The sequence below is a fragment of the Rathayibacter oskolensis genome (assembly GCF_900177245.1).
Classification (GTDB): domain Bacteria; phylum Actinomycetota; class Actinomycetes; order Actinomycetales; family Microbacteriaceae; genus Rathayibacter; species Rathayibacter oskolensis.
The window spans coordinates 1-13651 of the sequence record NZ_FXBM01000003.1; the positions used below are offsets into that span (position 1 = coordinate 1).

Here is a 13651-nt window from a genome sequence, read left to right on the forward strand (position 1 = left end):
GCGTGCTCGAGCTCGCGCGACGCGACCCGCTCCGACACCCCCAACGCGACCGCGAAGTCCGCCCGGATGGACCGCTCGACCAGATCCGTCGTCTCGCTGCGCGACAGACCCCGAGCGAACGCCTCCGGACACGCGAGCGCCGCCCGGTACCCGGCATACAGCTCCTCCGCGGCCGCCAGCAGCACCGGCGCGGCGGAGCGCGCGAGCTCGGCCGCGCGGTCGCCGTGCGCGCGCACCTGCGTGAGCGCCGCCTCCGCCGTGCCGATCTCTGTCATACACGTATTGAACCAGCGACCACCGACACCCACCCGCCTGAAGCACCCCGGCGGGACGACTCAGCCCACGCAGACGCCTGTGGAGGAAGCACATACGCCCTCTGCGAGGGCTGCTCGATCACCGGGCAGGCGGGCGACGAGCATGTGCCCCGAGACCCCGCCCCCCGACACCCCGCCGCCCCGAACCCCGCACCTCACTCCACCGCCTTCAGGGCGCTCGCCATGTCGATCCGCCGCACCCGGCGGGTGAGCAGCAGCGTCGCGGTGAACGCGAAGCCGAGCGTGATCGCGGAGGCGGCGCCGAGACTCCCGAGCGTCACGTAGGGCGGGTAGACCGCGCGGTCGTCGCTGAAGAGGTCGGTGTACCGCCCGAGGAACCAGAGCCCCGCGGGGATGCCCGCCAGCCAGCCGATCACCGCCGTGATCGCGTTCTCGGTGAGCGCCAGCGTCCGCAGTTCGCCGTGCCGCGAGCCGAGGACCCGGAGGGTCGCGTACGACCGCTCCCGCTCCGAGAAGCCGAGCGCACCGAGGTTGTAGAGCGACACCACCACCAGCAGGATCGCCAGCACCTTCATCAGCGTGAACACGCCTGTGAGCGCGGCCACGACCGACTCGGCGTTCTCGCGCTGCTCCGCGAGCGCGAGTCTCGAGCCCGCCGCCGGAGAGGCGAGCTCGCCGTCGATCGGCGCGGCCGTCAGGTAGGCGGTCGGCGAGAACACCCCGCCCGCCGCCACCCAGTCCGCCTCCGAGATCAGCACGCCCTGCGGTTGCGACACGTCGGCCACCGCCGCGACCGTGACGTCGACCGAACCCGCACCGCCGACCTCGAGGGCGAGCACCGACCCCGCGCCGGCCCCCGTCGCCTCCTGCACGCGCGCCGTGACCGCCGCTCCCTCCGCCAGGTCGAGCACGCGGTCGGAGGCGTCCCGCAGCACGTACAGCTCGCCCGGCCCCAGCACCGTCAGCACGTACTCCGCCGCGTCGGCACCCGCGACGCGGATCGGCCGCTGCTGGATCCACTGGCCCTCGCCCGCCTCCGCGGCGAGCGCGCCGAGCTGCTCGGGGGTCGACCCCGGCACCACCTGGATCGTCTCCGCGTAGCGGTACTGGTCGCCGTAGCCGCGCTGCACCTGGTGCGAGAGCGACTCCGGGATCCCGAAGCCCGCGACCAGCAGCATCATGCAGCCGGCCGCGGCGACGACTCCGACCGCGATCCGCACCGGATTGCCCGCCGCGTCGCGCAGCGCCCAGCGCTCGCCGAAGCCGATGCGAGACCAGAGCCGCGGGAGGCGTTCGAGGATCATCCGGTGCGAGTGCTCGGCGGGCGGGCGCATCCCCTCGGCAGGGGTCAGCCGGCAGGCGCGCGCCGCGACCGCCCACGCGCCGGCGGAGCAGACCAGCACGAGGCCCGCGGCGAGCGCCACCGAGGTCCACGAGTACGCGATCCGCCACTGCGGCAGGGCGAAGCTGCCGCGCTGGGTCTCGAGCACGTAGAGCGAGAGCACCGGAGCGACCGCCGCGCCGAGCAGCACGCCCACGCCGACCACCATCGCCGCGATGCCCGCGTACGACAGGCCGATCACCCGCCTGCTCATCCCGAGCGCCCCGAGCGTGGCGATCTCGGTGCGCTGCAGGTCGACGAGCCTCCGCACCGAGGTCGACATCGCCAGCAGCGCGACCAGCACGAAGAGCGCGCTGAAGAGCACGGCGAGCCCGCGGATCTGCTCGATCCGGTCGTAGACGGGCGCGATCCCCTGGTTCGAGCCGCGGTCGGCGAAGCCCAGGTAGCGGTCGCCGAGGATCCCGGGGGCGCTCCCGCGCACCTCCTCGGCATCGCCGATCACCCGGATCAGGTCGCCGGCCGGCGTCACTCCGAGCGCCTCGGCGGTCGCGGCCGACATCAGCGCCGACGCGTAGCGGCCGGGCTCGGGAGCGATCATCCCTGGCTCAGTGAGGGCGAGCGCATCCGGGACGAGGACGAGTCCGCGCACCGCGACGTCGGCGCTCGCTCCGGCGCGGCTCAGCTCGATCGTGTCGCCCACTGCGACGCCGTTCGCCCGCGCGTAGCCGTCGTCGAGCCAGATCCCGCCGCCCTCCGCGCTCACGGCGTCGCCCGCGGTCACGAGCGGCACGTCGACCGCGCCGTCGTCGAGCGTGGTGGTGAGCAGTGTGCCGTCGGCGGCCGGATGCGCGAGCGAGAACGTCGACACGCGCGACGCCTCCGTCACGCCCGGCAGAGCCGCGAAGGCCGCGAGGTCGGCCTCGGTCGTCGCGACCGCGCTGACCCAGGCGTCCGGGAGGCGGTTCTCGGCGGCGAACGAGTCGATCTCGACCTGCATCCCCCGCCACGCCCCCTCCAGCCCGGCGTAGACGGTGACGCTCAGCGCCGACATCAGCAGCACCGAGGCGAACTGGCTGCCGGAGCGCACGAGGTCGCGGCGGAGCTTCCGGGCGAGGACGCGCACGGTCAGCCGATCGCCGAGACCGGCAGCGGATCGATGTTCACCTCGTCGCCGACGAGGTCGCCGTCGTGCAGGCGGATCAGCCGGTCGGCGGTGGCGCCGATCCGGTGGTCGTGGGTGACGACGACGACCGCGGTGCCGGTCTCGCCCGCCGTGCCCTGGAGGAGCGTCATGATCTGGCCGCCGGTCCGGGAGTCGAGCGCCCCGGTCGGCTCGTCGCAGAGCAGGAGCGCGGGCCGTTTCGCGAGGGCGCGGGCGAGGGCGACCCGCTGCATCTCACCTCCCGAGAGCTGGCCCGGGAAGTTGCCCGATCGGTGCCCGAGCCCGACGCGCTCGAGCCCGTCGTGGGCCCGGCGCTCGGCGCTGACGCGGTCCGTGACGAGCGACGCCGCGAGGGCGACGTTCTCCATCGCCGTGAGGTTCGGCACCAGGTTGTAGAACTGGAAGACGAAGCCGACCCGCGTGCGCCGGTACTCGGTGAGCCTCCGGTCGCCGAACGACGAGATCAGCTCGTCGCCCACCCGGATGCGTCCGCTGGTCGCGCTGTCCATGCCGCCGAGCAGGTTGAGCAGCGTGCTCTTGCCCGAGCCCGACGGCCCGAGCACGACGGTGAACCGGCCCTGCTCGATCGACAGCGTCGCTCGCCGCAGCGCCGTGACCCGGCGTCCCCCGGAGCGGTACGACTTCGACACCGCCTCCATCTCGACGTAGGGCCGATCGGTCAGCATTGCAGGATCACGGCCCCGTAGTGAGTGCCCGCCCCCGTGCCGACGAGCAGCACCGACTCGCCCTCCTGCACCTTCGCGCGGTGCAGAGCCAGGGGGATCGCCGAGCCGATGGTGTTGCCGACCTCGGGGAGCGTGATCACCATGTTCTCGCGGCCCCAGAGCCTGGCCATCCCCTCGATGCCGGCCTTGCTCGTCTGGTGCGGCACGACGCGGTCGACTCCCGGGAGGCCCTTGCTGAGGCCCGGCCGGACTCCCTCGAGGAACCGCGGGAAATTGCGCAGTGCATCCACGAGCAGCTGCCCGCCGTGCATGTCGAACTTGAAGTCGCTGAGGCGGTCCTGCGCCTGCTCGATGCGGATCCGCGAGCCGAAACCGCGGATCTCGGCGTGCTTCACTCCGGTCGTCTGCGTCTTGAAGGCCGACGTCACGATGCCCTGACCGGAGGCGTCGGCGGGCCCCACGACGATCGCCGCGGCCGCGTCGCCGAACAGCAGAGCGCTCTCGGGCTGGCCGAAGTCGATGCCGCGGCTGCCGCCCTCCGTCGACACGATGAGCACATGCCGGGCGCGGCCGGTGGCGAGGAGGAATCCCGCCTCCTGCAGCGCGAAGAGGAACGACAGGCAGGTCGCGTGCATGCTGTACGCCGAGACGTCCTCGAGGCCCAGGCCTGCGGCGATCAGCGCCCCGCCGTCGGGGATCGCCTGCAGCTGCGTCCCGGAGGCGTTCAGCACGACGTCGACGTCGGCCGCGTCGATCCCCGCCGCGGCGAGCGCCTGACGGGCGGCGGTGAGGCCCAGCTCGAGCGGATCCTCGTCGTCGGCGAGCCAGCGCCGGGTGAGCACGCCGCTGCGCCGGACCGCCTCCTCCTCGGGAACGCCGCAGAGAGCCGCGACCTCGGCGGTGGGGACGATCCGCTGCGGAAGCGCCTCGCCCGTGCCGAGGATGCGGAGGGGGAGTACGTCGGACACGATCGCGTCCTTCCTGCCCCGGATCGACGGATGAGCCCGAGCGCTCCCTGTCTAGCGCCGATGAGGTTTCGATGGGATGAAATATCGCGGTCGGGTGCCGGTGTCGCGGATTGACGGCGGTGCGCGCCGCCGACACTATGGGGGTGCCCTGGCACCCCGATCGGGGCGCCAGCGGGGCGATCGGCGGGTGGGGGTCCGGTGGGCGAGCAGCGCTTCTGGGTGGTGGTGCCGTTCTTCAACGAGGAGAAGCTGCTCGGCGGCACCCTCGAGGCGCTCGCCCGGCAGACCGACTCCGACTTCGCCCTCCTCCTCGTCGACAACGCGAGCACCGACCGCTCCGGTGAGGTGATCGCCTCCTTCGCCGCCCGGCACCCGGAGCGGCCCCTCACCACCCTCCGCGAGACGCAGAAGGGCACGGGAGCCGCCTCCGACACCGGCTTCCGGCACGCGATCGCCGAGGGGGCCGCGATCGTCGCCCGCACCGACGCCGACTCGCTGCCCGATGCGCGCTGGGTGTCCGTGCTCAAGGCCGACTTCGCCGCGGGCGCGAAGATCGTGGGCGGCAAGGTGAAGCCGCGCACCGACGAGCCCGAGTACCGCTGGTACGACGGGGTGATCGGGGCCGTGCTGATCGGGATCATCGAGCGCGCGCCGCGCTACCTCTACCGCCGGCCCGGGCAGCGCTACCCGATGTTCATGGTCCCCGGGCTGAACATGGCGATCGATGCGAGGCTCTACCTCGAGGTCGACGGATTCCCGCGCTCGAGCATCGACGACACCGACGAGGACCTCGAGCTGCACCTCAAGGTGTGCCAGGTGCTCGCGCGGTCGCAGGCCGTCTTCGACCGCCGCGCCGTCGTCCGCTGCTCGATCCGCAAGGGCAGGGCGCTGGGCTACCTCGGCATCCTGCTCTGGTACTGGGATCGCAAGAAGAGCGCGGCGGTCGTCGATGTCCGCTGAGCGACGACGCGTGCTGATCACCGGGGCGACCGGCTTCCTGGGCGGCTACGCCGTCAGGGAGTTCCTCGCCGCGGGCGACGAGGTCGTCGCGGCGGGCCGCAACCCGGTCGCGCTCGAGCGGCTGCGCGCGGAGGGGGCCGAGACGATCGAGGCCGACCTCGCGGGGCTCGCTGCGATGCCGATCCGCGCCGACGTGCTGGTCCACTCCGCCGCGCTCTCGAGCCCGTGGGGTCGCTGGAGCGAGTTCCACGAGGCGAACGTCGCCGGCACTGAGGCGATGATCGACCTCGCCCAGCGCTCGGGCATCCGGCGGTTCGTCTTCGTCTCGTCCCCCAGCATCTACTCGGCCAGGAGGCACCAGCACGGCGTGCGCGAGGAGGACTTCGACCCCGACAGCCGGATGAGCCTCTACATCCGCAGCAAGATCGAGGCCGAGCGCCTGCTGCAGGCGGCGCTCGCCGGCGGGCGGCTCGCGGAGCTCGTGATCCTCCGCCCGCGCGGCCTCATCGGAGTGGGCGACCCGAGCCTCATCCCGCGCTTCATCCAGGCCTCGCGGCGGCGCGGGATCCCGCTCTTCGACGGCGGGCGCAACGTCGTCGACGTCACCTGCGTCGAGAACGCCGCCCATGCGCTGCTGCTCGCCGCGTCGGCGCCTCGGGCCGCCGGCAGCGTCTACAACATCACCAACGGCGAGCCGCAGCCGTTCGGGCAGCTGCTCGACCGCTTCTTCGCGGCGATGGGCGAGAAGCCGCGCTACATCACCGTCGACCTGCGCGTGCTCAGCGCACTGGCGGTCGTGCTCGAGAAGGTCTACGCGCTGCTGCCCCGCGGCACCGAGCCTCCGTTCACGCGGTACACCGTCGCGACCCTCGCCTACGCGCAGACGCTCGACATCTCGCGGGCGCGCGCCGAGCTCGGCTACGAGCCGACGGTGCCGCTCGAGGAGGGGATCCGCCGCGTCGGCGAGCACTACCGGGCGCAGCGTGGCTGAACCGGTGGGCGCTGAGCCGGTGGGCGCTGAGCCGGTGCTGCGCGTCTTCGAGTGCGGCGACACGACCTTCCCGCTGTCGCGCGTGTTCCGCGGCGAGGGGCTGCCGCGCCGCACGTTCCCCTCCGCGGTGTTCCTCTACACGCACCCGAGCGGGCGGCGGGTGCTCTTCGACACGGGCTATCCGCCGTCGCTGCGCGGCACAGGGCCGATCGGGGCGCTCTACCGCCGCCTCCTGCCTGCTCGCGTCGCGCCGGGCGAGACCATCGACCGGCGGCTCGCCGAGGAGGGGCTCGGCTGCGACGACATCGACGTGGTCGTCCTCTCGCACCTGCACCCCGACCACATCGGAGGGCTGCGGTACTTCCCGCGCGCGACCCTGATCGTCTCGGCGGGGCAGCTCGCGAAGATCCGGCGGAGCTCCGTCACCGACGGGATCTTCGCCGCGCTGATCCCGCCGTGGTTCGCGGAGTCGTCCCTGCTCGTCGTCGACCAGCAGCCCTCGGTCACCGTCGCGGGAGTCGTCGGCTTCGACCTGTTCGGCGACGGCCGCTTCGTGGTGACCCCGCTCCCGGGGCACGCACTCGGGCACCTGGGCGCGCTCGTCGAGGAGCGCTTCCTCCTCGCGGGCGACGCGGCGTGGGGCCGCGAGTTCCTGAGCTGGTCCGACCGCCTCCGCCCGCTGCCCCGCCTGATCAGCGACGACCCGGAGGCGCACCACGCGACGTCGCTGTCGCTCCAGCGCCTCGAGTCGGCCGGCATCACCCTCTGCTTCAGCCACGACCCGTACGCGTCGCGGGTGCTGCTGGGCTGAGCCCGGCAGCCGAGCGCCCGGCCCGCGCCGCGGGGATCACGGCGAGCGCCGTGTGCATCCGCATCACCACGGCGTGATCGGTGCTCTCGCCCGCACCGTTGCGCGAGAGGTCGTCCGTCCCGAGGACGAGCAGGCCCGTGCCGCTCGCGGTCGACACGAGGCTCTGCACGGTGTCGCCGTGGGCGAAGCGCAGCTCGAGCGGCAGGTCCGGGTACCGGAGGCGGAGGGGCGCGACCGCGCTGGCCGCATCACGGCGGCGACCACTCAGCTCCTCGTCGATACGCGCACTGGTCGGCTCGGCCGAGTCCTCCTCGACGGCGTGCAGCCGCCAGCTCCGCACCACGACGAGGGGTTCGGAGCGGCGGTCGGCCTCGGCGGCCGCGAAGTCGAGTGCGGCGAGCGAGGCGGGTGACCCGTCGACGCCGACGACCATGCCCGGCGCCCCGTGGCGGGCGTCGACGGGACGATGAGCACCGCGATCGCGCCGCGCTGCGTCAGCGCCATCCCTACGGAGTGCTCGAAGCGACCGGGGTGCTCGCTGCGCGTATCGGTGCCGACGACGAGGAGCGAGTCGCTCCTGAGACACCGGCGCTCGAGCTGCTCCACGGGATCGCCGTGCAGCAGCTCCGCGGTGAAGCGGATGCCGGTGCGGTCGCGCTGCAGTGTCGCGGCGAGGTCGTCGAGCGCGGGCTTCGAGACGGCGCGCTCGTCGGACGGCGACGCGACGTGGACGAGAACGACGTGCCGATCGAGCAGGTACTCGCGGGTGACGGCGTAGTCGAGCGCGGTGAGGGACGCCGCCGTGCCGGCCCAGGCGACGAGTGTGGTCATGAAGTTCTCCTTCGTGCGACGTCGTGGCGTCAGTGCGTGGCGAGCGCGTCGACCGCGGCGGTGACCCGCGCGGTGTGCCCGAGGAGCGCGCCCCAGGCGCGGGCCCGGTCGAGCTCGGTGTGCTCGAGGTTGCTGCCGGTGTCGACGAGGAAGCTCATCGGGGCGGTGATGGAGCGCAGCCCGTGACCGGCCAGGCGGTGGTCGATGTGATCGGAGGCGGCACCGCTGAGGATCCGCGGGATGTCGGTGCGGGTGTCGAAGGAGGCGGCCATGGCGGTGAACGGCGGGAGGGCGTCGAGCCACTCGCGCACGCCGACGCCGCCCGCGTGGCTGTCGAGTCGCAGGTTGCGGCGAGCGGTGGCCGCCCACTTCGGTGCTTCGGCTCGGGTGCGGGGCGAGGAGATGCCGTGCACGTGGGTCGGCCCGCCGACGACGAGCAGATCGATGCCCTCGAGCCGGTGCGAGGCGGCGTCGTTGACGTTGAGCACCTCGACCGCGAGCGTCTCGGCCAGACCGCGCCCGATCGCCTCGGCGACGCAGTGGGTGTTGCCGAACTGGGATTCGTAGACGACGAGCGCGCGCACGGCGGGGCCTTTCCGATCGGAGGCGGCGAGGGCCGTCACCTGATGGTGCGCGCTCCTCGCCGACGCGTGTAGGGCCGTTGGTCCCGTGTCCGCCGAACCGGTGTCGCGCCGTGTCGCCGACGTACGCTCCCCGGATGACGAGTCCTCGCACCATCCCCCGCGCCACGTGGCACCAGAAGCACACCCGGTCGCTGACGTTCGGCCAGCGCGCCGCCGATGTCCTCCGCAACTCGATGGGCAGCTGGCGGTTCGTCTTCGGCTTCGTCGTGTTCATGCTCGTCTGGGCGGCGGTCAACTCGTTCGAGAACGGGTGGGACGAGTACCCGTTCATCCTGCTCAATCTCTTCCTGAGCATGCTCGCGGGGCTGCAGGGTGCGATCCTGCTGATCGCCGCGAAACGTCAGGACGGCATCGCCGCTGCGCTCTCGCAGCACGACTTCGAGACCGATGTGACCTCACGCGCCGACATCGAGGTCCTGCTCGAGATGAACCGCGACCAGGCGGCGCTGCTGGCTGAGATGCGGGCACTCCTCGGGCGGCTCGAGGAGCGTCCCTCGCCGGTCGGTACCTGAACGGGCGGCCCCGCCCTCTTGAGGCCGGCGTCGATCGAGCGCAGGGAGATGCTGCCGAGGCGCCGGCCGCGCTCGGGACGTTCGGCCCTGTCCGCCCGCCCCGCGCGAGGCGAGCCTGGGGGTAGCCGGATCCGGCTGCCAGCGAGGGACACCTGATGAATGCACAGCTCGTCGTCGGATGGGACGGGTCCGCCACGGCGCGACGCGCGCTCGCGTGGGCACTGACGCAGACGACGGAGCCGCTACTCCTCGTCCAGGTCGTGGACGGCCTCGACCGGTTCAGCGGCGTGGACCAGTCCGCCGACCCTCGTGCGGCCGAGGCCGTCTCGCTCGAGACCGCGGCCGCTGACGCGGAGCGCGCTCATCCCGGTTCGCGCATCTCGACCCGGATGCTCGTCGGCGACCCCGTCGTCCAACTCGCGGCGATGGCCGGGCCCGACACGCTCCTCGTCGTCGGCGACCGCCGGCGCGAACTGCTGCCGATGCGCGGAGGCTGGAGCAAGGGAGCCCGGCTCGCGGCCCGCGCCGCCGGACCGGTCGCGATCATCACCCACGACTCACCGACCGACGGAACCGGCGTCCTGGTCGGGATCGACGACTCCGACGACGCCCGCGCGGCCCTCGCCTTCGCCGCGACCTGGGCTGCCGCCACGCAGCAGACGCTGCACGTCCTGCACGCGTGGCGCACCCCGTTCCTCTGGAACGACCGCGTACCGCCGGGCATCCTCTTCGAGGAGATCGCAGCCCAGCACGCCGAGCTCCTCGCCGACGCCGTCACCGAGGCCGCCCGGCTGCACCCCGGGCTCGTCGTCGAGGGTCACGAGGTCGACGGAGTCGCCGCCCGGTCGCTCCTCGAGGCGGCTCCCGGTCGCGCGCTGCTCGTGGTCGGTGACGGAGGCGTCTCCTTCTTCGAGCGGATGCTGATCGGCTCCGTCGGTCACGACGTCCTGGTGAACCTCGCGATTCCCACGGTGATCGTCGGCCGCCACAGCCGCGCTCCGCAGCCCGATCCCGTCGCAACGGCGCCGGCACCGCTGCAGCAGCCGCCCGCCCGGACCCTCGTGGCCTGGGGCGGCGATCTGCCGTCCCGCTCCGCGGTCGAGTGGGCTCTGGCCCGCGAGACGTCGGGGAGCCTCGAGGTGGTCATGATCGCCGACGAGGCCGCGGTCGTCCCCGATTCGGAGGCCGCCGCCGAGGCGGTCGCGGTCGACGAGCGCTCCCTCGCCGTCATGATCGAGCAGGTCCGCCCTCTCGCTCCGGACGTGTCCCTGCACGGTCGCGTCGTGCGCGGCTTCGTGCTGCACACTCTCGCCGGGCTGACGGATCCCGACACCCTCCTGGTCGTCGGCACCGAGGACCGCGAGGGCCCGCGCCTGCGCTTCGGCTTCTCGGTCGGCGCCCACCTGCCGGCGCTCGCCCGGGGCCCGATCGCGATCGTCCCGCGGACCGTCGACACGACGCTGACGGGTGTCGCAGTCGGGGTGAACGGCTCGGTCTCGTCGAACGCGGCGATCGTGGTGGCGGCGGCGGAGGCGACGCGTCGCGGGGAGACGCTGCATCTCGTGCACGCGTGGACCGAGCCGGCGCTGTACGACGGCATGATCCTGCTCGACGGCGAGTTCCTCCGCTCGCTCGAGACCGAGCACCGCACGATCCTCGACGCCGCCGAGCAGGTCGCGCTGACGGGCGGCTTCAGCGGAACGATCACGACGCACCTCGTCCGCGGCGACCCAGCGCACGCCCTCGCCCGCCTCTCGCCGAAGGCCGCGACGATCGTCATCGGCACTCGAGGTCTCTCGGGTTGGCGCCGCCTGGTGCTCGGCTCGGTCAGCCGCGACCTCATCCTCAACCTCGACACGCCCCTCATCGTGGTCGGCCGCCCGGACGCGCTGCCTGTCGACGACGCTTCCCTCGACCAGCACGAGGCGGTCTCCGCATGAGCATCCTCGACCTCGTCACGACCGCCCCGCCGGCCCGATGGCAGTCCCGCACGCCGCATCCCCTCTCCGAGCGCTCCCTCGACGAGCTCGACGCCTGGTGGCGTGCCGCGAACTACCTCTCGATCGGGCAGATCTACCTGCTCGACAACCCGCTGCTGCGCGAACCGCTCGAAGCACGGCACATCAAGCCGCGGCTGCTCGGCCACTGGGGGACGACTCCGGGGCTGAACTTCGTCTACGCGCACCTCAACCGCGTGATCCGCGACCGCGACCTGAACGCGATCTTCGTCGCCGGGCCCGGGCACGGCGGGCCGGGGATGGTCGCCAACACCTACCTCGACGGCGCCTACAGCGAGGTCTACGACGACATCGACCGGAGTGTCGACGGCGTGCGGAAGCTGTTCCGGCAGTTCTCGTTCCCCGGCGGCATCCCGAGCCACGTGGCTCCCGAGACGCCCGGGTCGATCCACGAGGGCGGCGAGCTCGGCTACTCGCTCTCGCACGCCTACGGCGCCGTGTTCGACAATCCCGACCTGCTGGTCGCGGCGGTCGTCGGCGACGGCGAGGCCGAGACCGGACCGCTGGCGACGAGCTGGCACTCGAACAAGTTCATCGACCCGCTGCACGACGGAGTGGTCCTGCCGATCCTGCACCTCAACGGCTACAAGATCGCCAACCCGACCGTCCTCGCGCGGATCCCCGAGCGCGAGCTCGAGCAGCTCATGCGCGGCTACGGCCACACGCCCTACCTCGTCTCCGGCGGCTTCGACGGCGAGGATCCCCGTGAGGTCCATCGCCGCCTCGCCACCGCGATGGACCTCGCGCTGAACCAGATCGCCGAGATCAAGGCCGACGCGCTGTCGGGGCGCCTCGACGGCCGCCCCGCGTGGCCGATGATCATCCTCCGCACCCCGAAGGGCTGGACCTGCCCCGCGGTCATCGACGGGCTGCCCGCCGAGGACAGTTGGCGCTCGCACCAGGTGCCGCTGGCGAACGTCCGCGAGCGACCTGAGCACATCGCCGTTCTCGAGCAGTGGATGCGCTCCTACCGCCCCGAGGAGCTCTTCGACGAGGCCGGCGCTCCGGTCCCGCTCGTCACCGCGCTCGCGCCGGACGGCGCGCGCCGCATGAGCGCCAACCCCGTCGCCAACGGCGGACTGCTGAGGAAGCCCCTGCACCTGCCCGACTTCCGCGACTACGCGGTCGACGTGCCCTCACCCGGCGCGACGACGAGTTCGGCGACGACGGTGCTCGGCACGTGGCTGCGCGACGTCATCGTCGCGAACCCGCACGACTTCCGCATCTTCGGACCGGACGAGACGGCGTCGAACCGGCTGCAGGCCGTGTTCGAGGTCACCGACAAGCAGTGGGACGCCGAGGTGCGCGTCGCGGACTTCGACAACCACCTCGCCCGCTCCGGTCGGGTCGTCGAGATGCTGAGCGAGCACCAGTGCCAGGGCTGGCTCGAGGGCTATCTGCTCACGGGTCGGCACGGACTGATCAACTCGTACGAGGCCTTCGTGCACATCGTCGACTCGATGGTCAACCAGCACGCGAAGTGGCTGAAGTCCTCGCGCGCGATCGCGTGGCGCCGCCCGGTCTCCTCCCTCAACTACCTGCTCAGCTCGCACGTCTGGAGGCAGGACCACAACGGCACCTCGCACCAGGACCCCGGCTTCATCGACCACGTGATGAACAAGAAGTCCGGCATCGTGCGGGTCTACCTGCCGTTCGACGCGAACACGCTGCTCTCGACCTACGACCACTGCCTCCGCTCTGTCGACTACATCAACGTGGTCGTCGCCGGGAAGCAGCAGGAGGCGAACTGGCTGTCGATGCCCGAGGCGATCGAGCACTGCACCCGCGGCCTGGGCGTCTTCGACTGGGCCGGGTCCGAGGTCGCGGGGGAGGAACCCGACGTGGTCCTCGCCTGCGCCGGCGACGTGCCGACGCTCGAAGTCCTCGCCGCGGTGGCCCTGCTGCGCGCCGAGGTGCCGACCCTGAGGGTGCGGGTCGTGAACGTCGTCGACCTGATGCGCCTGCAGAGCGAGGGTGAGCACCCGCACGGGCTGAGCGACGCGGACTACGACGCCGTCTTCACGACCGACAAGCCGGTCGTCTTCGCCTACCACGGGTATCCGTGGCTGATCCACCGGCTCACCTACCGGAGGCACGGGCACGCGAACCTGCATGTCCGCGGGTTCATCGAGGAGGGGACGACGACCACTCCGTTCGACATGGTGATGCTGAACGACCTCGACCGGTACCGGCTGGTCCTCGACGTGCTCGATCGCGTGCCGGGGCTCGCCGCTCGCGAGGCGGCCTTCCGGCAGCGGATGCAGGACGCGCGCCTCGAGGCCCGTGCCTACACGCGCGAGCACGGCGAGGACATCCCCTCCGTCGCGCGGTGGAGCTGGACCGGGAACGGCCCGCAGGGCGCGACGTACCACCGCGCCGAGGTCCGCACGCACGAGAACGACGCGGCGGAGCGCGCGGCGTCGCTGCAGTGACCCGACGCGGCCGCGCCGG

12 protein-coding genes are annotated in these 13651 nt (G+C 72.5%); 6 read left to right on the forward strand and 6 right to left on the reverse strand.

Annotated features, from left to right (window positions below):
* The 4 genes from B9Y99_RS15030 to B9Y99_RS15045 form a co-directional block, all read right to left on the reverse strand.
* The coding region (locus tag B9Y99_RS15030; protein WP_129588071.1) for a hypothetical protein at positions 1-275 on the reverse strand (275 nt) is incomplete at its 3' end.
* Positions 276-469: 194 nt separating this feature from the next.
* A complete protein-coding gene (locus B9Y99_RS15035) occupies positions 470-2740 on the reverse strand; it encodes an ABC transporter permease (RefSeq protein WP_085477458.1) in 2271 nt (756 codons plus the stop codon).
* 2 nt (positions 2741-2742) lie between these two features.
* Positions 2743-3465: an ABC transporter ATP-binding protein gene (locus B9Y99_RS15040; protein WP_085477459.1), complete on the reverse strand. Its 723-nt coding sequence runs from the start codon at positions 3463-3465 to the stop codon at positions 2743-2745.
* Positions 3459-4433 carry a 3-oxoacyl-ACP synthase III family protein gene (locus B9Y99_RS15045; RefSeq protein ID WP_208856989.1) on the reverse strand — a complete coding sequence of 325 codons (975 nt, stop codon included), beginning with the start codon at positions 4431-4433 and terminating at the stop codon, positions 3459-3461. The genes B9Y99_RS15040 and B9Y99_RS15045 overlap by 7 nt, the downstream gene beginning before the upstream one ends.
* A gap of 198 nt (positions 4434-4631) precedes the next feature.
* Here B9Y99_RS15045 and B9Y99_RS15050 point away from each other — a divergent pair, with 198 nt between their 5' ends.
* The 3 genes from B9Y99_RS15050 to B9Y99_RS15060 are packed head-to-tail and all read left to right on the forward strand — an operon-like array spanning position 4632 to position 7195.
* A complete protein-coding gene (locus B9Y99_RS15050; RefSeq protein ID WP_165759642.1) occupies positions 4632-5393 on the forward strand; it encodes a glycosyltransferase in 762 nt (253 codons plus the stop codon).
* Entirely contained in the window at positions 5383-6384 is a 1002-nt protein-coding gene (locus tag B9Y99_RS15055; RefSeq protein WP_085477462.1) for an NAD-dependent epimerase/dehydratase family protein, read from the forward strand. The genes B9Y99_RS15050 and B9Y99_RS15055 overlap by 11 nt, the downstream gene beginning before the upstream one ends.
* Positions 6377-7195, forward strand: a complete 819-nt coding sequence (locus B9Y99_RS15060; RefSeq protein ID WP_085477463.1) for an MBL fold metallo-hydrolase — start codon at positions 6377-6379, stop codon at positions 7193-7195. The genes B9Y99_RS15055 and B9Y99_RS15060 overlap by 8 nt, the downstream gene beginning before the upstream one ends.
* On the opposite strand, the gene B9Y99_RS15065 is transcribed toward B9Y99_RS15060, so the two are convergent.
* Both B9Y99_RS15065 and B9Y99_RS15070 read right to left on the reverse strand, forming a co-directional pair.
* The gene (locus B9Y99_RS15065; RefSeq protein ID WP_085477464.1) at positions 7155-7628 is read right to left on the reverse strand and encodes a universal stress protein; all 474 of its coding nucleotides are present in this window, start codon (positions 7626-7628) and stop codon (positions 7155-7157) included. The two genes, B9Y99_RS15060 and B9Y99_RS15065, sit on opposite strands and share 41 nt — an antisense overlap.
* Before the next feature lie 427 nt (positions 7629-8055).
* Positions 8056-8610 (reverse strand): flavodoxin domain-containing protein, encoded by a 555-nt coding sequence (locus B9Y99_RS15070; protein WP_085477843.1) that lies wholly within the window; start codon positions 8608-8610, stop codon positions 8056-8058.
* A gap of 134 nt (positions 8611-8744) precedes the next feature.
* On the opposite strand from B9Y99_RS15070, the gene B9Y99_RS15075 reads away from it, so the two are divergent.
* The 3 genes from B9Y99_RS15075 (at position 8745) to B9Y99_RS15085 (ending at position 13632) form a co-directional block, all read left to right on the forward strand.
* Positions 8745-9182, forward strand: coding sequence for a DUF1003 domain-containing protein (locus tag B9Y99_RS15075; protein WP_244274982.1), 438 nt, complete (start codon positions 8745-8747; stop codon positions 9180-9182).
* Between the two features lie 155 nt (positions 9183-9337).
* Positions 9338-11122, forward strand: coding sequence for a universal stress protein (locus tag B9Y99_RS15080; RefSeq protein WP_085477465.1), 1785 nt, complete (start codon positions 9338-9340; stop codon positions 11120-11122).
* Positions 11119-13632: a phosphoketolase family protein gene (locus tag B9Y99_RS15085; protein ID WP_085477466.1), complete on the forward strand. Its 2514-nt coding sequence runs from the start codon at positions 11119-11121 to the stop codon at positions 13630-13632. The genes B9Y99_RS15080 and B9Y99_RS15085 overlap by 4 nt, the downstream gene beginning before the upstream one ends.
* The last annotated feature ends 19 nt before the right edge of the window (positions 13633-13651 follow it).